Source organism: Streptomyces sp. MS06 (assembly GCF_047200655.1).
Lineage (GTDB): Bacteria > Actinomycetota > Actinomycetes > Streptomycetales > Streptomycetaceae > Streptomyces.
The window spans coordinates 51,964-72,581 of the sequence record NZ_JBJZOJ010000008.1 but is presented as its reverse complement, the minus strand read 5'-3'; the positions used below and the strand labels follow the sequence as shown (position 1 = coordinate 72,581).

Annotated in this window: 15 protein-coding genes and 1 riboswitch; of the genes, 9 read left to right on the top strand and 6 right to left on the bottom strand. The window is 73.1% G+C overall.

The features are described from left to right. The first annotated feature begins 172 nt into the window (after positions 1-172). The 7 genes from ACL02U_RS05995 (at position 173) to ACL02U_RS05965 (ending at position 9,057) form a co-directional block, all read left to right on the top strand. A complete protein-coding gene (locus tag ACL02U_RS05995) occupies positions 173-1,468 on the top strand; it encodes a sensor domain-containing protein (RefSeq protein ID WP_412789582.1) in 1,296 nt (431 codons plus the stop codon). A gap of 129 nt (positions 1,469-1,597) precedes the next feature. Further along, positions 1,598-2,935 (top strand): sensor histidine kinase, encoded by a 1,338-nt coding sequence (locus ACL02U_RS05990; protein WP_412789650.1) that lies wholly within the window; start codon positions 1,598-1,600, stop codon positions 2,933-2,935. Between the two features lie 152 nt (positions 2,936-3,087). After that, positions 3,088-3,747, top strand: a complete 660-nt coding sequence (locus tag ACL02U_RS05985; RefSeq protein ID WP_412789649.1) for a response regulator — start codon at positions 3,088-3,090, stop codon at positions 3,745-3,747. Positions 3,748-4,267: 520 nt separating this feature from the next. Beyond that, positions 4,268-6,196: a 2-oxoacid:acceptor oxidoreductase subunit alpha gene (locus ACL02U_RS05980; protein WP_412789581.1), complete on the top strand. Its 1,929-nt coding sequence runs from the start codon at positions 4,268-4,270 to the stop codon at positions 6,194-6,196. Then, positions 6,189-7,268 carry a 2-oxoacid:ferredoxin oxidoreductase subunit beta gene (locus ACL02U_RS05975; RefSeq protein ID WP_412789580.1) on the top strand — a complete coding sequence of 360 codons (1,080 nt, stop codon included), beginning with the start codon at positions 6,189-6,191 and terminating at the stop codon, positions 7,266-7,268. Before ACL02U_RS05980 ends, ACL02U_RS05975 begins: the two co-directional genes overlap by 8 nt. 261 nt (positions 7,269-7,529) lie before the next feature. Continuing rightward, positions 7,530-8,486: an EamA family transporter RarD gene (gene rarD, locus ACL02U_RS05970; protein WP_412789579.1), complete on the top strand. Its 957-nt coding sequence runs from the start codon at positions 7,530-7,532 to the stop codon at positions 8,484-8,486. Between the two features lie 103 nt (positions 8,487-8,589). Further along, complete coding sequence (locus ACL02U_RS05965; protein ID WP_412789578.1) at positions 8,590-9,057, top strand: VOC family protein; 468 nt, start codon at positions 8,590-8,592, stop codon at positions 9,055-9,057. Positions 9,058-9,408: 351 nt separating this feature from the next. Here ACL02U_RS05965 and ACL02U_RS05960 read toward each other — a convergent pair whose 3' ends face one another. The 5 genes from ACL02U_RS05960 to ACL02U_RS05940 all read right to left on the bottom strand — a co-directional run bounded on the left by ACL02U_RS05960 (position 9,409) and on the right by ACL02U_RS05940 (position 16,085). Further along, entirely contained in the window at positions 9,409-10,839 is a 1,431-nt protein-coding gene (locus ACL02U_RS05960) for a tetratricopeptide repeat protein (protein WP_412789577.1), read from the bottom strand. A gap of 440 nt (positions 10,840-11,279) precedes the next feature. Beyond that, the gene (locus ACL02U_RS05955) at positions 11,280-12,260 is read right to left on the bottom strand and encodes an ABC transporter permease (protein WP_412789576.1); all 981 of its coding nucleotides are present in this window, start codon (positions 12,258-12,260) and stop codon (positions 11,280-11,282) included. After that, a complete protein-coding gene (locus tag ACL02U_RS05950) occupies positions 12,247-13,350 on the bottom strand; it encodes an ABC transporter ATP-binding protein (RefSeq protein ID WP_412789575.1) in 1,104 nt (367 codons plus the stop codon). Before ACL02U_RS05950 ends, ACL02U_RS05955 begins: the two co-directional genes overlap by 14 nt. A 39-nt stretch (positions 13,351-13,389) precedes the next feature. Beyond that, positions 13,390-14,619: a LolA family protein gene (locus tag ACL02U_RS05945; protein ID WP_412789574.1), complete on the bottom strand. Its 1,230-nt coding sequence runs from the start codon at positions 14,617-14,619 to the stop codon at positions 13,390-13,392. 455 nt (positions 14,620-15,074) lie between these two features. Next, positions 15,075-16,085, bottom strand: a complete 1,011-nt coding sequence (locus ACL02U_RS05940; protein ID WP_412789573.1) for a polyprenyl synthetase family protein — start codon at positions 16,083-16,085, stop codon at positions 15,075-15,077. Between the two features lie 1,059 nt (positions 16,086-17,144). Further along, positions 17,145-17,316: riboswitch (cyclic di-AMP (ydaO/yuaA leader) on the top strand. A 4-nt stretch (positions 17,317-17,320) separates the two neighbouring features. Between ACL02U_RS05940 and ACL02U_RS05935 the strand changes: the two genes are divergently transcribed. Beyond that, positions 17,321-17,815: a transglycosylase SLT domain-containing protein gene (locus tag ACL02U_RS05935; RefSeq protein ID WP_412789572.1), complete on the top strand. Its 495-nt coding sequence runs from the start codon at positions 17,321-17,323 to the stop codon at positions 17,813-17,815. Positions 17,816-18,026: 211 nt separating this feature from the next. Here ACL02U_RS05935 and ACL02U_RS05930 read toward each other — a convergent pair whose 3' ends face one another. Continuing rightward, the gene (locus tag ACL02U_RS05930) at positions 18,027-18,833 is read right to left on the bottom strand and encodes an HAD family hydrolase (RefSeq protein WP_412789571.1); all 807 of its coding nucleotides are present in this window, start codon (positions 18,831-18,833) and stop codon (positions 18,027-18,029) included. 543 nt (positions 18,834-19,376) lie between these two features. Here ACL02U_RS05930 and fahA point away from each other — a divergent pair. Next, the gene (gene fahA / locus ACL02U_RS05925; protein WP_412789570.1) at positions 19,377-20,591 is read left to right on the top strand and encodes a fumarylacetoacetase; all 1,215 of its coding nucleotides are present in this window, start codon (positions 19,377-19,379) and stop codon (positions 20,589-20,591) included. The last annotated feature ends 27 nt before the right edge of the window (positions 20,592-20,618 follow it).

Here is a 20,618-nt window from a genome sequence, read left to right as displayed (position 1 = left end):
ACCCGGTGTTCGGCGATCTGTACGCACGGGAGTCTAGGCCCTGCTAAAGACGAGGTAAGCAGCCCGTCGCACCTTGGGACGCGCCTGCGGCTGCGGGGTGGGGTTTTCCCCCGCCGGGCAACGGCGGGCGGCCTCATGGCGCGGCGGCGCGGTACACGGCACGCTGGCCCGCATGACCGCAGCCGAAGTCCCCAGCCCCGTAGGTGAACCGGGCCCCGCAGCAAGGCCCGGCCCCGCAGGGAAGCCCGGCCCCGCAGGGAAGCCCGGCCCCGCAGGGAAGCCCCGGCGCCCCGCCGCCGGATCGCGCCCCGCCGCCGGAGACCGCCTTCCCGCACCGCGCTTCGCCCTCGGCGCAACGACCTGGAAGGAGATCGCCCACCTCCTCTGCAACCTGCCGATGGCGGTGCTCGGCTTCGTCTACGTGGCGGCGGTGCTGTCGGTCAGCTGCGGCCTGACGGTCACGGTGGTCGGGTTCCCGCTGCTGGCACTGAGCCTGCTGGGAGCACGGCTGCTGGGCCGCTTCGAGCGGGGCCGGGCCCGGCGCCTGCTGGGAGTCCGCGTCGACGAGCCGAGCCCGCTGCCGCTACGCCGCGCGAGGGGGCTCGCCCCCCGGCTGTGGATGGCGCTGAAGGACCCGGTGGCCTGGCGCACGACCCTGTACGCCGTGATCCGGCTGCCGTGGGGTGTCGCGACCTTCGCGACCGCCTTCGTCTCGCTGTTCGTGCTGTGGCCGGTGCTGCCGTTCCTGGCGCGGGGGCTGAGCAACGTGGACCGGGCCATGGTGCGGGGACTGCTGTCGCCGTCGGACGAGCTGGAGCGCCGCATCGCCGAACTGGAGTCGGACCGGGGGGTCGTGGTGGACACGGCGGCGGCGGACCTGCGGCGCATCGAACGCGACCTGCACGACGGGGCGCAGGCCCGCCTGGTCAACCTGGCGATGGACCTGGGCCTGGCGAAGGAGAAGCTGCCGGAGGACCCGGAATCCGCGGCGGCGATGGTCGAGGAGGCGCACGGCGAGGTGAAACTGGCGCTCCGGGAACTGCGGGACCTGGCCCGCGGCATCCACCCGGCGGTGCTCACCGACCGCGGACTGGACGCGGCGCTGTCCTCGGTGGCCTCCCGGTGCACGGTGCCGGTGAAGGTGAACGCCGACCTGCCGGCGCGGCCCGCGCCGGCCATCGAGGGGATCGCCTACTTCACCGTCTCCGAACTGCTGCAGAACGTCAGCAAGCACAGCCGGGCCAGGTCGGCGTCCGTGGACGTGTGGCGCGCCGGCGACCGGCTGATGCTGCAGGTCGCGGACGACGGGGTGGGCGGCGCCTCGCTGGACGCCGGCACCGGGATGCGGGGGCTGGCGGACCGGCTGGGTGCCGTGGACGGCCTGTTCGTCGTCGACTCCCCCGCCGGCGGCCCCACGACGGTCACGGCGGAGCTGCCCTGGCGGGACCGGGCACCGGAGCAGCCGTAGCAGGTGGGGAAAACCCCCGGTTCAAGACGCCGACGGCCGTCATTCCCGGCCGAGCTCCGGCGCAACAGGCTGGGAGACACCGCGGAACGCCACGGTGCGGTGCACGACGAGCAGAAACGGACGACGGCGATGGCCATGGGGTACGGACGTCAGCACTACCGGACGGGCTACGGCGACGAGCGGCGCCCGCACCGGCTGCCCGCCGCGCTGCGCGCCCCGTTCGAGGCGCGCAGCCGGAAGGAGTTCGGGTACCTGCTGCTCGGCCTGCCGATCGCCGTCGTGATGTTCGTGTACGCCGTGACGGTGATCGCGCTCGGCGCCGGACTGCTGGTGACCTTCCTGGGCGTGCCGGTGCTGGCGGCGGGGCTGGCCGGATGCCGGGGCCTGGGGGCGATGGAGCGGGCGCGGGCGCGCGGGCTGCTGGGACTGGAGGTGGGCGACCCGGAGCCGCTGCGGTCGGGTGGGGACGGCACGCGGTCGTGGATCGGCTCGCTGCTGAAGAGCGGCACGTCCTGGCGGCACCTGCTGTACGCGCTGCTGCACTTCCCGTGGGCGGTGTTCGCGTTCTCCGTCGCCCTGAGCGTGTGGGCGTACGGCTGGGCGATGCTGAGCTACCCGCTGTGGTTCTGGGTCTTCCCGGTGTACGCGGGCCAGGGCGGCATCCAGCTGTACGGCGACCAGCAGCACAGCGTCTACCTGGACAACCCGTTCGAGATCGGCGTGACCGCGCTCGTCGGACTGCTGTTCACGCTGGCCGCACCCTGGATCGTGCGGGCGCTGACGTCGGTGGACCGGCTGCTGGTGCACGCTCTGCTGGGCCCGACCCGGCTGGCCTCCCGGGTGGTGGAGCTGGAGTCGGACCGGGGGGTCGTGGTGGACACGGCGGCGGCGGACCTGCGGCGCATCGAACGCGACCTGCACGACGGGGCGCAGGCCCGCCTGGTCAACCTGGCGATGGACCTGGGCCTGGCGAAGGAGAAGCTCCGGGAGGACCCGCAGGCGGCCGCCCGGATGGTCGACGAGGCGCACGGCGAGGTGAAGACGGCCCTGCAGGAGCTGCGGGACCTGGCGCGGGGCATCCACCCGGCGGTGCTCACCGACCGCGGGCTGGACGCGGCGCTGTCGGCCGTCGCCTCCCGCTGCGCGGTGCCGGTGCGGGTGGAGGTGGACCTGCCGGCGCGGCCCGCGCCGGCCATCGAGGGGATCGCCTACTTCACCGTCTCCGAACTGCTGCAGAACGTCAGCAAGCACAGCCGGGCCAGGTCTGCGTCCGTGGACGTGTGGCGCGCCGGCGACCGGCTGATGCTGCAGGTCGCGGACGACGGGGTGGGCGGCGCGGACACCTCCGGGGGTTCCGGGCTGGCGGGTCTGGCCGGCCGGCTGGACGCGGTGGACGGCATCCTGGTCGCCGACTCGCCGCCCGGCGGTCCCACCCGGGTGACGGCGGAGCTGCCCTGGCGTCCCTGAGCCGGGCCGAGCGGTCCCCCTCTCACCGGCCGCGTCTCCCACCGGCCGGTTTTGCGTCGCCCGGGGGCATCCGGCGGTGAATGCTGGAATGCTGGACCGGTCGACGGGCTGTGCCGGCTGGGACTGGGGGGCCGAGGATCGTGGAGGACAGGGTGCGGGTGGTCATCGCCGAGGATTCGGTGCTGCTGCGGGAGGGGCTGACCCGGCTGCTGACCGACCGCGGGCACGACGTCGTCGCCGGGGTCGGCGACGCGGAGGCCCTGGTGAAGACGATCACCGAGCTGAACGCGGACGGCGCCCTGCCGGACGTCGTGGTGGCCGACGTGCGGATGCCGCCGACGCACACCGACGAGGGGGTGCGGGCCGCCGTCCGGCTGCGCAAGGCCCATCCGGAGCTCGGGGTGCTCGTGCTGTCTCAGTACGTGGAGGAGCGCTACGCCACCGAACTGCTGGCCGGGTCCAGCCGGGGGGTCGGCTATCTGCTGAAGGACCGGGTGGCCGAGGTCCGCGAGTTCGTGGACGCCGTGGTGCGGGTCGCGGAGGGCGGTACGGCGCTCGACCCGGAGGTGGTCGCGCAGCTGCTCGGACGCAGCCGCAAGCAGGACGTGCTCGCGGGGCTCACCCCGCGGGAGCGGGAGGTCCTCGGCCTGATGGCGGAGGGGCGGACCAACTCGGCGGTCGCGCGGCAGCTCGTGGTGAGCGACGGCGCCGTGGAGAAGCACGTCAGCAACATCTTCCTCAAGCTCGGCCTGTCCCAGAGCGACGGGGACCACCGGCGGGTGCTCGCGGTGCTGACGTACCTGAACTCCTGACACCGGCCCGGCACCGGTCGCATCCGCGGGCCGCGCCCGCCGGCCCCGGCGGACCCGGGCGGCCCCGGCACCGGTCGCATCCGCGGGTCGCAGCCGGCGGACCCGGGCGGCCCCGGCAGCGAGCCCGGCGGCCCAGGCGGCGGGCCCGGGCGGCCAGGCGGCGCACCAGCCCGCGACCCGCCCTCGACGCGCCCTCGACGCGCCCTCGACGCGCCCTCGACGCGTCCTCGACGCGTCCGGCGACCCGCCCCGGCCGGCCGCCGGGACCGCCGCCGGCCCGCCCCGGGCGGCTCTGCCGGGCCCGCCCGGCCGGCACGGCAGAACCGGGGAACCCGGCGGAGCGTCCTCGCCGGCGGGAGGTGCGGGCGCATCACGGACATACGGGCGGCGAACCGCCGCGAAGTCGTGTCCGGCATGCGAATCACCCGGGGAAGGCGACCCTTACGGACGTAGGGTTGATCCCGGGAGCGCCCTGGGGAGGGCCGCTCCTCGACAGCCGCCTCGAGGGAGGTCCATTTCAGTGACCAGTCAGGTCAGCAGCCCAGCGGAGCAGACCGACGGAACCGTCGTGGGAGAGCAGCGCAAACCGGCCGGGACGAAGGACGTCCGCCGGGTGGACCGGGTGATCATCCGGTTCGCGGGGGACTCGGGCGACGGTATGCAGCTCACCGGTGACCGGTTCACCTCCGAGACCGCCTCCTTCGGCAACGACCTGTCCACCCTGCCGAACTTCCCGGCCGAGATCCGGGCGCCCGCCGGGACCCTGCCGGGCGTGTCGTCGTTCCAGCTGCACTTCGCCGACCACGACATCCTGACCCCGGGCGACGCGCCGAACGTGCTGGTGGCGATGAACCCGGCGGCCCTGAAGGCGAACGTCGGGGACCTGCCGCGCGGCGCGGAGATCATCGTCAACACCGACGAGTTCACCCGACGGGCGCTGCAGAAGGTCGGCTACGCCGCCTCCCCGCTGGAGGACGGCTCGCTGGACGGCTTCGGGGTGCACCCGGTGCCGCTGACCACGCTGACGGTGGAGGCCCTGAAGGAGTTCGCCCTCTCCCGCAAGGAGGCCGAGCGCAGCAAGAACATGTTCGCGCTGGGCCTGCTTTCGTGGATGTACCACCGCCCGACGGAGGGCACCGAGGAGTTCCTGCGGACGAAGTTCGCCCGCAAGCCGGACATCGCCGCCGCGAACATCGCCGCGTTCCGGGCCGGCTGGAACTTCGGCGAGACGACGGAGGACTTCGCGGTCTCCTACGAGGTGGCGCCGGCCGGGACGGCGTTCCCGCCGGGAAGGTACCGGAACATCTCCGGCAACCTCGCCCTCTCCTACGGTCTGATCGCGGCCGCGCAGCAGGCGGATCTGCCGCTGTTCCTCGGCTCGTACCCGATCACCCCGGCCTCGGACATCCTGCACGAGCTGAGCCGGCACAAGAACTTCGGCGTGCGCACCTTCCAGGCCGAGGACGAGATCGCCGGGATCGGTGCGGCGCTGGGCGCGGCGTTCGGCGGTTCGCTGGCGGTGACCACGACGTCCGGTCCGGGCATCGCGCTGAAGAGCGAGACGGTCGGGCTGGCGGTCTCCCTGGAGCTGCCGCTGCTGGTGGTGGACATCCAGCGCGGCGGACCGTCCACGGGGCTGCCGACCAAGACCGAGCAGGCCGACCTGCTGCAGGCCATGTACGGCCGCAACGGCGAGGCGCCGGTCCCGGTGGTCGCTCCGAAGACCCCCGCGGACTGCTTCGGCGCCGCGCTGGAGGCGGCGCGGATCGCGCTGACCTACCGCACTCCGGTGATGCTGCTGTCCGACGGCTACCTGGCCAACGGCTCCGAACCGTGGCGGATCCCCGAACCGGACGAGCTGCCCGACCTGAGGGTGCAGTTCGCGCGGGGGCCGAACCACACCCTGGACGACGGCACCGAGGTGTTCTGGCCGTACAAGCGCGATCCGCAGACCCTGGCCCGTCCCTGGGCGATCCCGGGGACGCCGGGGCTGGAGCACCGGGTGGGCGGGATCGAGAAGCAGGACGGCACGGGCAACATCTCCTACGACCCGGCCAACCACGACTTCATGGTCCGTACCCGCCAGGCCAAGGTCGACGGCATCGACGTCCCCGACCTCGAGGTCGACGACCCCGGCGAGGCGCGGGCCCTGGTGCTCGGCTGGGGCTCCACCTACGGCCCGATCACCGCTGCGGTGCGGCGGCTGCGCCGGGCGGGGGTGCCGATCGCGCAGGCGCACCTGAGGCACGTCAACCCCTTCCCCGGCAATCTCGGCGCGGTGCTGCAGCGCTACGACAAGGTGATCGTCCCCGAGATGAACCTCGGCCAGCTCGCCACCCTGATCCGGGCGAAGTACCTGGTCGACGCCGTCTCGTACAACCAGGTCAACGGCATGCCGTTCAAGGCGGAGCAGCTCGCCGCGGCGTTCAAGGAGGCCATCGATGGCTGAGACGTCCACGGAAGGCACCGGCACGGTCGAGGCGCTCTCCCTCGTGCCGAAGGCGGAGGCCCGGCAGTCCATGAAGGACTTCAAGTCGGACCAGGAGGTGCGCTGGTGCCCCGGCTGCGGCGACTACGCGATCCTCGCCGCGGTACAGGGCTTCCTGCCCGGGCTGGGGCTGGCGAAGGAGAACATCGTCTTCGTCTCCGGCATCGGCTGCTCCTCCCGGTTCCCGTACTACATGAACACCTACGGGATGCACTCCATCCACGGCCGGGCGCCCGCGATCGCGACCGGGCTGGCCGCCTCCCGCCGCGACCTGTCGGTCTGGGTGGTCACCGGTGACGGCGACGCCCTCTCCATCGGCGGCAACCACCTCATCCACGCCCTGCGCCGGAACGTCAACCTCAAGATCCTGCTGTTCAACAACCGGATCTACGGGCTGACCAAGGGCCAGTACTCGCCCACCTCGGAGATCGGCAAGATCACCAAGTCGACGCCGATGGGCTCGCTGGACACCCCGTTCAATCCGGTGTCCCTGGCGATCGGCGCGGAGGCGTCCTTCGTGGCGCGCACCGTCGACTCGGACCGGCGGCATCTGACCGAGGTGCTGCGGCAGGCCGCCGCCCACCCGGGCACCGCGCTGGTGGAGATCTACCAGAACTGCAACATCTTCAACGACGGCGCCTTCGAGGCCGTCAAGGACAAGGACCGGGCCGAGGAGGCCGTGATCCGGTTGGAGCACGGCGAGCCGATCCGCTTCGGCAGGGACGGCAGCCGGGGCGTCGTGCGGAACGCGGCCACCGGCGACCTGGAGGTCGTCGCCGTCACCCCGGACAGCGAGCCGGCCCTGCTGGTCCACGACGCCCACGCCGCCTCGCCGACCACCGCCTTCGCGCTGTCCCGGCTGGCGGATCCGGACACCCTGCACCACACCCCCATCGGGGTGTTCCGTTCCGTGGACCGGCCCGTCTACGGCGCGCAGATGGGCGACCAGCTCGACGCGGCCGTCGAGCAGCACGGCAAGGGTGACCTGTCCGCCCTGCTCGCCGGCGGGGACACCTGGACGGTGACCGGCTGAGCGCCGGCACCGGTCGCCGGCCGAGTGGCGGCGGCACCGGTCGGACCGGACGGCCCTGAGAAGGGCCGTCGACAGGGCTCGGGGCCCGGCACACCGCGGAGGCGGTGCGCCGGGCCCTTCCCGTGGGCGCCCCGGCACCCACCCCCGAAACCCGTCATGACCGTATGGCGATACGGGCATGACAGGAGGGGATTCCGGCGCTACCGTCGTCCTCGCGTGCCCGGCGAGTGCGGGCGTCGGCATCGTGAGGAGGGGCCCGCCATGGCCGGGACGTCGAGGGGTGAGCAGCGCACAGGCCTGCTGAACGGTTTCGCCGCGTACGGGATGTGGGGGCTCGTCCCCCTGTACTGGCCGCTCCTCAAGCCCGCGGGCGCGCTGGAGATACTCGCCCACCGCATGGTGTGGTCGCTGGTCTTCGTCGCCGCCGCCCTGCTCCTCGTACGGCGCTGGGCCTGGGCCGGCGAGCTGCTGCGGCAGCCGCGCAGGCTGGCACTGGTCGCGGTCGCCGCGGCCGTGATCACGGTCAACTGGGGCCTCTACATCTGGTCCGTGAACTCCGGGCACGTCGTCGAGGCCTCGCTCGGCTACTTCATCAACCCGCTCGTCACCATAGCGATGGGCGTCCTGCTGCTCAGGGAACGGCTGCGGCCCACCCAGTGGGCGGCGGTCGGTATCGGCCTCACCGCCGTCGTCGTGCTCACCGTGGCCTACGGCCGTCCGCCGTGGATCTCCCTCGTCCTGGCCTGCTCGTTCGCCACCTACGGACTGGTGAAGAAGAAGGTCGGCCTGGGCGGCGTCGAGTCGCTGACCGCGGAGACCGCGCTGCAGTTCCTGCCCGCCCTGGGCTATCTGCTGTGGCTGACCGCGCGGGGCGAGTCCACGTTCGCCGCCGAGGGCGCGGGCCACGCCTCCCTGCTCGCCTCCACCGGTGTGGTCACCGCGCTGCCGCTGGTCTGCTTCGGCGCCGCCGCCATCCGGGTGCCGCTGTCCACCCTGGGGCTGCTGCAGTACCTCGCCCCGGTGTTCCAGTTCCTGTGCGGCGTCCTGTACTTCCACGAGGCGATGCCCGCCGAGCGCTGGGCCGGCTTCGGCCTGGTCTGGCTGGCCCTGGCCCTGCTCACCGGGGACGCCTGGCGGACGGCCCGCCGACCGTCCGCCCGCCGGATCCCGGCGGCCACCGCCGACGGGCAGCCACGCGCCCGGGAAGGCGCCCTCTGACCCCGCAGGCCCGGTCCGGGGGCCGTCCGCGGGAGGCGACCACGGACGGGACGCCCGGCGTTTTCCCTGCGCGTGCGCTCAGCCGACCAGTACAAGTGGAGCCATGACTTCGACTACGCCCGAACCGGTGCACTGGAAGCTGGTCGTCGACGCGTCCGACCCGCACGCGCAGGCCGACTTCTGGGCCGCCGCGCTGCACTACCGGATCGAGGACAACTCCGCGTTCATCGAGCGGCTGCTGGAACTGGGGGCACTGCCGGGCGAGGCCACGGTCGAGTTCCACGGCCGCCCCGCCTTCCGGGACCTGATCGGGGTACGGCACCCCCAGGACCCTTACGACCACGAGCGCGGCACCGGTCTGGGGAGGCGGCTCCTCTTCCAGCGGGTACCGGAGCCCAAGACCGCCAAGAACCGCCTCCACCTCGACCTGCACCCCGGCGAGGGCCGGCGGGAGAGCGAGGTGGAGCGGCTTCGGTCCCTGGGGGCGAGCGTGGCGCGGCGGGTGAAGGAGCCGAGCGGCGCCTGGGTCGTGATGGCGGACCCGGAGGGCAACGAGTTCTGCGTGCACTGACTCCGCGGGGACACCGGAGAGGCGCCCCGGGCATGAAGAAGATCATTACCGTCGCCGCTCGCTCTCGCGGGCGCCGCACCGGCCGCCCCCACCCACGCCGACGATCCGCACGGCTCGGCCTTCACTGAGATCGTCGACTTCCCGGAGGCCATCGCCGGCTCCGGGGGCTTCCTCGGACCGGACGGCTTCCACGGCCCGGCGCCCGAGGTGGACGCTCAGACCCTCGCCGAGCTCCCGGACCTCTCCTCGATCATCGGCGCGCACACGAACAACGTGAGCGGCGGCAACCTCGTCGGCGACGTGCCGCACCCGTAGGGCGGCCGGGCCGCGCACCGCTCACCGGTGCACGACTCACTCGGCCTGCGCGGCACGTTCTGCCCTTGCGGCGCGTTCGGCCAGCCGGGTCATGCGGGCTCGGGCCGAGTCCAGCCGCTCGCTCTCGCACGCGGCGGGGCCGGGCACGGCCGCGAGCCTCGTCCACAGCGCCAGCAGCTCGCGCCCCAGACGCAGTCCGTGTGCCGGATCGCGTACCGCCCGCCAAGCCGTGGCGGCGCTCAGGACGTTGCCGTAGGCGGCCTCCTGGTCGTGCGCGCGGCGGTGGACCCGGGCGAGCTCGAGCGACATGTCGAAGGCGCGCGTCGGCTCGCCCGACAGGTAGGCGATGTAGGCGGTGAGTTCGCGCAGCCGCAGGACCTCCCGGTGGTCGCTGCCCAGCGTGTCCGACGCCTCGGCGACCGTACGGCCCGCCAGTTCGGCGGCCGCCTCTATACGCCCCGACGCCACGGCCTCGCTGATACGGGCCATCGGCTCGGCGAGCGCGACCGGAGCCTCCGCCCCGAACGCCGGGTCGTCGCCGAGGACGGCTTCGGCGACGGCGTCGAAGCCCCTGGGCGGAGTGTGCCTGGCTTCGGCTGCCTGCTCGGCGTCGAGCGCCGGGGCCAGAAGGGACGTGAGGTCGGGGCCGGCTCCGGAGACCGGGGCCCGAAGGGGCGCCGGGTCGGCGCCGGCTCCGGAAGCGGGGTGGGGCCTCGGCCCGGTGCCGGGGCCCGCGGTGGCGGCGGGCTGATGTGGGGTGGTGGTCTCCCGGGCGGTACCGGACGCGGGGCCGCCGGCGGGTCCGGCAGCGGTGTGGGGCCGCGGGCTCCCGGCGCTCGGCGGGTACGTGGGCGACGGTGCCGCGCCCATCGCGGGCGGGGGTCCGAAGACCCCGGTGGAGGTCGCCGCCGTGCCCGGCGGCTGCTCGGGCAACGGAGGCCGCGGCTCGGCTGCCCCCGGGGCCCCGGGGGCAGCCGGAGTCTCCGGGCCCTCCGAGGTCTCCGGGCCCTCCGGGAGGGCCCGACCGGTCGCAGTCGGCCTGCTGCTCGGGGAGGCGGACTCGCCCACCGCGTGCGCGGGCGTGCTCGGAGGTGCGGGAGTACGCGGGGGCGTGTTGCGAGGTGCAGGCGTACGCGGGGGCGCGTGCCTCGGATCGCCGACGAGGGTGCTGGAGCCGTCCAGCTCCACGCGGAGCGGCACGACGCAGCCGAGGCGCTCGTCGTGGATCGTCGCCTGAACCGGGTGGCCGGCGGCCTGCGCGATCCGTCGCAGCTCACCGAGGACGACCTGCTGGATGTCCTCGCCGGGGGGCGCGAGCACCGGCACGCCGTCGATCGACGCACCGCCGGTGCCCGGTCCGGCGGCCGGAACGTGGACGTCGAGCGGCGTTGCCGCGGCCGCTCCGGGAGCCACCGGCGGTCCGGCGACCGGCTTGGTTTCCGGTTCGTCGCGGCTGAGTCGAGACATCGCTTCCCTCACTCGGATGCGTCGGGGAGTCGGCGGGCCCGCGGACGGCGGCCTTCGGACGGCGGTCGGCACCCGTACGGCCTGCTTCGCGTTCCTCGCCGCACTCTCCTGGCCCTTCCCGCTCCCGGTCCCGGGCCGCTGCGCCGATGGGCCCGGTCGCCGTCCTCCGCGCCTGCGCGCTTCCGATGCCGAGATCCGTTCCTGTTCGTACTGTCGAGTGTCGCCGCTGCCGCCTCGTGAGCGCGTCACCGCGACGTCACAGGCTCGTCCCGAGACCCCGCCCCGGCCCGGAGCCGGAGGCGCGCAGCCGGGCAGCCGGGCAGGACGCGGAGCACGGCACCGGCGACCCGGACACAGGGACCCTACCGGGGCGCGGGGCCCCGAGCGGCCAGGTCGGTCCCGAACGGCGGATCGGGCCGCCGGCTTCGGGGGAGAGGATCTCAGTCGGTGATGTCCTTGGCCGTGAAGCGGGCCCAGGCCGCCGAACCGAACACGGCGGCGTACAGGGCCTGGAGGCCCAGGTTGCGTTGCAGGTCGTCCCAGTAGACCGGATCGCGCATCAGATCGGCGAAGGACAGCCAGTAGTGCGGGAAGAGGTACGGCTGGATCGCGTGCAACTGGGGGATCTGGTCCAGGATCTGCACGGTGATGAGCAGGCCGACGGTCGTCGCCATCGCCGCGATACCGCTGCCGGTGAGGGTCGACACGAACAGTCCCAGCGCGGCCACCCCGATCAGGGACGCGGCGACGACCAGCGCGATCAGCAGCGCCCGGCCGAGCCCCTCGCCGAAGCCGATCCGGGTGCCGGAGATCGTGGTGAGGTCACCGAGCGGGAACAGCAGCGCGCCGACGGCCAGCGCGGAGACCGCGACCACCAGGGTGGCCAGCAGGCAGAAGGCCATGACGGTCGTGTACTTGGCGAGCAGCAGGCGGGACCGGCCCGCGGGGGCGACCAGGAGGTAGCGCAGGGTGCCCGCGGCGGCCTCGCCGGCGACGGCGTCGCCCGCGATCACCCCGATCGCCATCGGCAGGAAGAAGGGCAGCGTGGCGGCGAGCGCCGTGAACACCAGGAACAGCCCGTTGTTGGTGACCTGCGAGATGAACGCCGGCCCTCCTCCGCCGCCGTGCCGCGCCGAGGAACCGTCACCCGTCTCGATCTTCACGGCGATCCCGACCAGCACGGGCACCGCTGCCAGCACGCCGAGCAGTGCCAGGGTGCGCCAGCGCCGCAGGGTGGTGAGGAGTTCGCTGCGGAACAGGCCGAGCGTCCACAGCGGGTTCGGTGCGCCCACCGCGGTGGCGGTACCGGTGCCGGTGTCGGTGTCGGTGCCGGTGTCGGTGCCGGTGCCGGTGCCGGTGCCGGTGTCGGCCGTGGCGTCGGTGGCCGCGGCGGTCGCCCCGCTGGTCTCAGCCCGCGACATCGAATCCCTCCCCGGTGAGAGCCATGAACGCGTCCTCCAGGGAGCCCCGTTCCACCCCGAAGCCGCGCACCCGGACGCCCTCGGCGACCAACGCGGCGTTGATGTCGGCCAGTTCCCCGTCGGGCGGCTCACCGGTCACCCGTTCCCCGGCGACGAGGACGTCGCCGACGCCCCGTTCCTTCAGCACCCGGACCGTCTGCTGCGGGTCGGGCGTGGTCACCACCAGCCGGCCGCGCACCCGGTCCGCCAACTCGGCGACGGAGCCCTGGGTGAGCAGCCGGCCCTGTGCCATGACTGCGGCGTGGCTGCACACCTGCTCGATCTCGTCGAGCAGGTGGGAGGAGAGGAAGACCGTGGTGCCGTCGGAAGCGAGCTCCCGCACCAGGGTGCGGATCTCCCGCATGCCCTGCGGGTCGAGACCGTTGGTGGGCTCGTCCAGGACGAGGAGGCGGCGGCGCTGCAGCAGGGCCGCCGCGAGCCCCAGCCGCTGTTTCATGCCGAGGGAGTAGGCCCTGGCCTTCTTGCCGGCGGCGGCCGTCAGCCCGACGCGGTCCAGCGCGGCGGCGACCCGTGTCCGCCGGGTGCGCGGGTCGGCGGTGGGATCGGCGGCGTCGTAGCGGAGCAGGTTGTCCCGGCCGGAGAGGAATCCGTAGAGGGCGGGGCCCTCGATGAGCGCGCCCACCTGCGGGAGCACGGCGCGTGCGGCCCGGGGCATGGGCTGCCCGAGGACACGCGCCGTGCCGGAGGTCGGTTCGATCAGGCCCATCAGCATGCGGATCGTGGTGGTCTTGCCGGAGCCGTTCGGGCCGAGGAAGCCGAAGACGCTGCCGGCCGGAACGGTCAGGTCGAGCCCGTCCACGGCAAGCTGCCCGCCGCGGTAGCGCTTGGTGAGCCCACGGGTGCGAACGACCGGCTCCCCGCCCGAGGATGCCGGGCCACCGCCCGCCGGGCTACTGCCCGAGCAGGCCGGGGCACCGCCCGCCTCGACACCGCCCGGGTGGGCCGGGTGGTCACCCGAAGCGCCCGGGGCACCGCCCGGGCTGCCCCCGCTCGGCCGCCCTCCCTCCGCCGTGGCGGACGCGTCGCCCATGGGCTGCTCCCCTCACCTGCTCGTCCCGGCCCCGCGCGCTCACTTCGCCGCGTCGGCCGCCCGTACCAGAGTGGCCTTGTCCACCGTACCGACGTAGACCTTGCCGTCGTCGGTGATCAGCGCGTTGACCAGGCGGGTGGAGAACACCGTGCCGGAACCGAACTTGCCGCTGGCGTGGTCGCCGAGCGAGCCGAGGAAGCCGCCGAGGCCGCCGTCGGCCGCCGAGCCGGAGGGCATACCGCTGCCCCCCGTGTCGAGGACGGCGACGGTGTTCCAGCCCTCGCCGATCGTCCTGAGGCCGTCGTACTTCCCGGCGAGGTCCTTGCCCGGCATCCGGCCGGTCCGGTCCGGGTGCCCGCCCCGGTCGTCGCCCTCGGTGACCTCGGCCCCCTTCGGCGGGGTGAAGTCGAAGGTCGACGCGGCCGGCGCGGCGAAGCTCACCTTGGTGAAACCGACGTCGAGGACGGCCGCGCCGCCGCTCGCCGGGGTCAGCGTGAACTTCAGCGGAGTACCGGTCTTCGCGTCGACCGCGATACTGACGGCGCCCACGGTGGTGCCGGACTGCCGGGGCCTGATGAGCAGCTTGTAGGCGTCCCGGCCGGCGATGCGCTCGGTCCCGTCGACCGTGACGGACGTGGTGCCGTCGGCCGCCTTGAGCGCCTCGTCGGCGAAGTCCCCGGGGGTGGCCGGGAAGTCCTCGCCCGAACGGCGGTCCTTCCGGTGGTCCCGGGCGGTGCCGTCGGCGGTGGAGTGGTAGACCTCGTCGGAAGCGCTGTCGTAGCCCCAGACGTCCTTGCCGTTGTGGATGACGCTGTACTCGGCGGCGTTCTCCAGCAGTGAGACCTTCTGCCGGTCCGGCCCGTCGGCGGCGACCCGCAGGGTGTGGGTCCCGGTGGCGAGTTCCATGAGCCGGGAAGAGGGGTCGGCCGCGGACCCCGAGTCATGACCGCCGCCGGCGCCGCCCAGCCCGGAGGCGAGCCCGCCGGCCAGACCGCCGAGGTCGGGCAGCCCCAGATCCGTGTTGATCTTCACCGTGCCGGACATCTGCTCGACGTCCGATGCGGCGACCTTCTCCAGCAACTGCCGGGCGCTGATCTCGGGGAGGTCGGGGTCACCGGAGTCGGCGAGCGCGGGAACGATCCCGATGGTCGCCGCCGCCACCCCCACCACCGCGACCGGGACCGCGTACCGCGAGGCCTTGCGCCGTCCCGCGCGGACCTTCTCGGCCTCCCCCGCGGTCGTGCCGTCGTCCGATTCGTACGGTGCCATGTGTGCCTTACCTCCGTCGTCGGCGGCGGCTGTCCGTCCGGTCTTCCACGCCTGCGTATCGTCACCGTGCAGGGTGCCACCAAGCCGCCATTCTCACCCGAATCGGTGAGGATCGGTGTTTCCTTGGTCTCCATCTGACCAAATCGGCGGAGCGGAGTCGTCAGACCGCGGACTCAACTCGGCGTACTGCTGCGGTATGACACGAAGCCTGCCAACTCCTCCCGACCCGTAGGGGTTTCCCGGGCTGTCGCCGGGGCCTCGGGACGGCCTCCGCACCGGCGCGGGCGGAGCCGGGCGGCAGGACGCGGCCCGCGGAGGACGGGATCCGAGCCTACGGACCGCGCGGGTCGGGCGGCGCCAGGGGTGGGTGAGGCCGGGTCAGGTCGGATGCGGGCAGGAGGGGCCGGACGGGCCGGACGGGAGGGGCAGGTCACCGGGCAGGTCACCGGGACGGGTCACCCGGCGCGATGCACCACCGCGTCGCACAGCTCCACCAGTGCCACCTTGGAGTCGCACTCCGTCAGCGGGCCGAGCGCGGCTCGCGCCTCCTCCGCGTAGCGGACCGTGTCTCGCCGCGCCTGCTCCAGCGCCGGGTGCGCGCGCAGCGCGGCGAGGGCCTCCGCGTGCCGGGTGTCGTCGCTCAGGTCGGAGTCGAGCAGCTCGCACAGCTCGAGGTCCTCCGCCAGGCCGAGCCGCGCCGCCCGCTCGCGCAGGCGCAGCACGGGCAGCGTGGGGATGCCTTCGCGCAGATCGGTACCCGGCGTCTTCCCGGACTCGTGCGAGTCGGAGGCGATGTCCAGCACGTCGTCCGCGAGCTGGAAGGCGACACCCAGCCGCTCCCCGTACTGGGTCAGCACGTCCACGACCGTCTCGTCGGCACCGGACATCATCGCCCCGAAGCGGCAGGACACCGCCACCAGCGAGCCCGTCTTGCCGCCGAGTACGTCCAGGTAGTGGTCGACGGGGTCGCGTCCGTCGGTCGGACCGGCCGTCTCCAGGATCTGCCCGGTCACCAGCCGCTCGAACGCCAGTGCCTGTACGCGTACCGCCTCCGGGCCCAGGTCGGCCAGGATCTGCGAGGCCCGGGCGAACAGGAAGTCGCCGGTCAGAACCGCCACGGAATTCCCCCAGCGGGTGTTCGCACTGGGTACGCCGCGCCGCACCGCGGCCTCGTCCATGACGTCGTCGTGGTACAGCGTGGCCAGGTGGGTCAGCTCCACCACCACCGCCGAGGGCACCACACCCGGCGCGTACGGGTCGCCGAACTGGGCCGCGAGCATGACGAGCAGCGGCCTGAAGCGTTTCCCGCCGGCCCGCACCAGGTGCTGCGCGGCCTCCGTGATGAAGGGGACCTCGCTCTTGGTGGCCTCGAGCAGCCCTTCCTCGACAGCCGTCAATCCGGCCTGGACATCGGCTTCCAGAGCCTGGTCCCGCACGCTCAGCCCGAACGGCCCGACGACGGTCACGAGGGGTCTCCTGTCTGCTGGTGTCTGCTGGCGGTTACACGGTTTGTCGACAGGTAGCTGCCATCACTCGAGTCAGCGTATCCGGTCACGTTTCGATCACCGATAGCGCCCATGGTTACAGGCCAGGCGGTATCGGATCACGACCGTTATTTTTTTGATCAGCAGATAAGGTCGGATATTTATCGATCCACCTGCGCGGATGCCGAACGCAGAGTACTGCGCCGCCCGGCCCCCACCCGGGGAGCCCCTGCCACCCGCGGAATCCCCGCCGCCCCCGGAGGCCCGGCCCCGCCGTCGCGCCCGCACCCACACCCGCGGGGCACCCCCGCACCCACACCCGTGGGGCGCCCCCGCGAGCACCCTTGCAGACGCCCCCGCGAGCACCTCCGCAGGCGCCTCCGCAGACGCCCCCGCGAGCACCTCCGCAGGCGCCCCGGCAGGAGCCCCGGGGAGCACCTCCACAGGCGCCCGGCGGCCGGCGCACCATGCGGCGCACCGAAGGACCCGCTCGACAGCCCACCGGACACCTCCGCAGCCGTACGGACACCCAACTGGACAACCAACCGGACAATGATCTGCACCACACGCCGGTTCTCGACACGTATATACGAATTACTCCGATACGCCCCGCCGAGGATGCGCCCCTCGACCGGAGATACGTCTTCCGAGCCGCTCCGGCCTCGCTCCGACGCGGGCCAACGAAAAGCACCCTCCGCGCGCCTCGGCCGCCGACAGGACCGACCACCTCCCGGAGCGCCCTCCACTCCCCGCCACATAAAGGCGAGTTGACTATATTGCCCGATTCGCCGCTCTTGTCGACACGGGTGAGTTGGCTCACTCGCGGCAACCACCCCACCCCTCTCCCCGCCACCCGTGTTCCCCGCCCGCACAACGCAGTTGAGGCTTGGCGACCGCAAAGGATCAAGCAGTCGAAATGGTGCTGATCATGCCTTGAAGCCGCGATCTGCGCATCCGGTACTTGTTCCGGACATGTGCTCTCGCATACGTTCCCGGCCTGTCGGGCGGACGCCGAATCCTGCCGCCGCCCGTCACCACCCATCTACGAACTCACCCACAGCGGCAGGAGCGGGGGACCCAGGTATGCCGCCGATCCGGCCCGTCCTGTCGACGCGCCGGACCGGCTAGGGGTGAAGCCGTGCCGCACTGCGACCCGGCCGGGCATCTCCAGCCCGAACCCGACAGCTCACCTCGCAGGCGCCGGAGAGGAATCCACCATGCTCGCTGCCGGTCAGCCCCGCCGTTCCCGCATGTCCCGCATCGCCCGCACCGTCGCCGTCGCCGGCACGGGTGCGGCCGTGCTCGCCCTGCCGCTCATCGGCGCGACCACCGCGTCCGCAGCCACGACCACGAACGGCACCGCAGCCGCCACGACCACGCTCGCCGGGTACCCCAACAACCTCGACGGCTGGATCCGCGAGTCGCTCGCGATCATGGCGGAGGAGGGCATTCCGGGCAGCTACAACGGCATCTACCGCAACATCATCCGCGAGTCGTCGGGCAACCCGAACGCCATCAACCTCTGGGACTCCAACGCCGCCGCCGGCACGCCGTCCAAGGGCCTGCTGCAGGTCATCGACCCGACCTTCAACGCGTACCACGTGCCCGGAACCGCCTACGACCCCTACGACCCGGTCGCCAACATCACCGCGGCCTGCAACTACGCGGCCGCACGGTACGGATCGATCGACAACGTGTTCGGCGCGTACTGAGATAGCGCGGTCGCCGCCGATCGGGCACCGCCCCCGCGGCTCCGGCGCGGGACACGCACCCGCACCGTCCCGCCCGCCGGGGGCGCACACCCTCCGGCGCGGCGGGATTCCGCCCGAGGCCGTACCGACCGCCGCGACGGCCGTTCGCGGCGGTCGCCGTCCACGCGGGTCGCCGTCCACGCGGGTCGCCGCCGTCCGCGGTCCCGCCCCGCTAGGGGAAGAGCCGCTCCAGGACGACGGCGACCCCGTCGTCCTCGTTCGACGAGGTGACCTCGTCGGCCACCGCCTTGAGCTCGGGATGGGCGTTGGCCATGGCCACGCCGTGGGCCGCCCAGCGGAACATCGGGACGTCGTTGGGCATGTCGCCGAAGGCGAGCGCCCGCCCGGCGGGGAGCCCCAGACGCTCGGCGGCCAGGGCCAGTCCGGTCGCCTTGGTGACGCCGCACGGCTGGAGTTCCACCGTCCCGGGCCCCGACATGGTGACGGTGGCGAGCGAGCCGACGACCGCGCGGGCCGTCGCCGCCAACGCGTCGTCGGAGAGCTCCGGATGACGCAGCAGCACCTTGCTGATGGGCGCGGCCCACAGTTCGTCGCGCCGCCCCACCCGCACCGCGGGCAGGGTCGGATGGGGCATCACGTAACCGGGTTCTATGAGGGTCAGCCCGTCGGCCCCGTCCTGGTCGACGGCGGCGCGCACCTGCCCGACCTCGGCCTCGATCTTGCCGAGCGCGGTCTCGGCCAGTTCCCGGTCCAGGGTGACGGACCAGAGCAGTCGGCCCGCACCGGCGTCGTACACCTGCGCGCCCTGCGCACACACCGCCAGTCCCGTGCAGCCGAGGTCCGCCAGCAGCGGCCGGACCCGGGGAGCGGGGCGCCCGGTCACCACCAGGTGGCGGGCTCCGGCGGACGCCAGCCGCGTGAGGGCGGCGCGGGACCGTTCGGAGAGCGTGTCGTCGCCACGCAGCAGCGTTCCGTCCAGGTCCGTGGCAATGAGTGAGTACGCGGTGGGTGCGGCCATGATCAGAGAATACGGACACCTCACTCCCCCGATTCACCACTTGTTCGAACTTGAACATCTGTCCCGGCAGTACCGACTCCCCCGAGCATTCGGCGCACGAACAACGACACAACGGATGACGCCGGAACGCACACGACCGCGCCCGCACGCAGGTGATCCGCGACGCCGGAACCGGCCCGGACGGCACGGGCCCGCCCGCCGGCACCTCCGCGCAGGCCGCGAACCGGACGACCGCCCGGTGGGCCGGGAAGGCCGCGGGAGGCGGGCGGGGACCGGTTGCGCGCGACCGCTTGCGCTCCCCGCCCGGCACCGAGGCCAGAGCGCGAAGCCCGTACCCGAAACCCGACACTGAAGCCCGACGCTGAAGCCCGACCCCGAAGACCGACAAATCGGAATCAGAGTCACCATTACCTCCAGTTCGGATATTGCGAACTCTTCAGGCCCTGCCCAAGACAGGTGACACCGCCGTAACGTGTGCCGGGAACGAATGCCACACACGGCTCCCCGCCGTGTCCGACGTGCACGAAAGCGAGGCTGCACCGCATGCCCCCCTTCGACGTCCCCGAGGGCGACCCCTTCGGAGCGCACAACCTCCCGTACGGCGTGTTCTCCCCCGCCGGGTCCCCCACCGAACGGAGGGTGGGTGTCCGGCTCGGCGACCACGTACTCGACGCCGGAGCCGCCGCGCTGGCGCTCGGCTCCCCGTACGGCGCCCTGCTCGCGCAGCCCACGCTGAACCCGCTGCTGGCCGCGGGTCGCACCGCGTGGTCGGACGTGCGGCGCGCACTGACCGCCTGGGTGACCGTGCCCTCCCACCGGGAGGTGCTGGAACCGCTGTTCCATCCACTCTCCTCGGTGACCCTCCATCTGCCCTTCGAGGTAGCCGACTACGTCGACTTCTACGCCTCCGAGAACCACGCCCGGAACGTCGGCCAGATCTTCCGGCCCGACGCGGAGGACTCCCTCACCCCCAACTGGAAGCACCTGCCGATCGGTTACCACGGCCGGTCCGGCACGGTCGTGGTCTCCGGAACGGACGTCGTCCGCCCGTCCGGGCAGCGGAAGGGCCCCGACGACCCGGCCCCGGTCTTCGGCCCGTCGGTCCGGCTGGACATCGAGGCCGAGGTCGGCTTCGTCGTGGGGACGCCCTCACGGCTCGGCGAGCCGGTCGCGCTCGCCGACTACCGGGAGCACGTGTTCGGGCTGTGCCTGCTCAACGACTGGTCCGCGCGCGACATCCAGGCCTGGGAGTACGTCCCCCTGGGCCCCTTCCTGGGCAAGTCGTTCGCCACGTCCGTGTCGGCGTGGATCACCCCGCTGGAGGCGCTGGAGGAAGCCCGCACGGCCCCGCCGGAGCGCACCCACCCGCTGCTGCCCTATCTGGACGACGCCACCGAGGAACCCGGCGGCTACGACCTGCGGATCTCCGTCACCGTCAACGGCCACACCGTCTCCGAGCCGCCCTTCTCCACCATGTACTGGACGGCCGCCCAGCAGCTCGCCCACATGACCGTCAACGGCGCCTCACTGCGCACCGGCGACCTGTACGGCTCCGGAACGGTGAGCGGGCCGGGCGAGCGGCAGCGCGGCTCGCTGCTGGAACTGACCTGGAACGGCCGGGAGCCGCTCGAACTCCCCGACGGGAAGCGGGCGTTCCTGGAGGACGGCGACGTGGTCACCCTGACCGCCTGGGCTCCGGGCCCGGACGGCGCCCGGGTGGGCCTGGGCGAGGTGAAGGGGCGGGTCACAGCGGGCTGACGGGAGGCCGGAGGGCCGCCATACTGG

Bases quoted from the DNA above. Each gene is read 5' to 3' on its own strand.
- ACL02U_RS05995 (WP_412789582.1), top strand. From the start codon at position 173: ATGACCGCAGCCGAAGTCCCCAGCCCCGTAGGTGAACCGGGCCCCGCA.
- ACL02U_RS05990 (WP_412789650.1), top strand. From the start codon at position 1,598: ATGGCCATGGGGTACGGACGTCAGCACTACCGGACGGGCTACGGCGAC.
- ACL02U_RS05975 (WP_412789580.1), top strand. From the start codon at position 6,189: ATGGCTGAGACGTCCACGGAAGGCACCGGCACGGTCGAGGCGCTCTCC.
- rarD (WP_412789579.1), top strand. From the start codon at position 7,530: ATGGCCGGGACGTCGAGGGGTGAGCAGCGCACAGGCCTGCTGAACGGT.
- ACL02U_RS05965 (WP_412789578.1), top strand. From the start codon at position 8,590: ATGACTTCGACTACGCCCGAACCGGTGCACTGGAAGCTGGTCGTCGAC.
- ACL02U_RS05960 (WP_412789577.1), bottom strand. From the start codon at position 10,839: ATGTCTCGACTCAGCCGCGACGAACCGGAAACCAAGCCGGTCGCCGGA.
- ACL02U_RS05955 (WP_412789576.1), bottom strand. From the start codon at position 12,260: ATGTCGCGGGCTGAGACCAGCGGGGCGACCGCCGCGGCCACCGACGCC.
- ACL02U_RS05950 (WP_412789575.1), bottom strand. From the start codon at position 13,350: ATGGGCGACGCGTCCGCCACGGCGGAGGGAGGGCGGCCGAGCGGGGGC.
- ACL02U_RS05945 (WP_412789574.1), bottom strand. From the start codon at position 14,619: ATGGCACCGTACGAATCGGACGACGGCACGACCGCGGGGGAGGCCGAG.
- ACL02U_RS05935 (WP_412789572.1), top strand. From the start codon at position 17,321: ATGCTCGCTGCCGGTCAGCCCCGCCGTTCCCGCATGTCCCGCATCGCC.
- ACL02U_RS05930 (WP_412789571.1), bottom strand. From the start codon at position 18,833: ATGGCCGCACCCACCGCGTACTCACTCATTGCCACGGACCTGGACGGA.
- fahA (WP_412789570.1), top strand. From the start codon at position 19,377: ATGCCCCCCTTCGACGTCCCCGAGGGCGACCCCTTCGGAGCGCACAAC.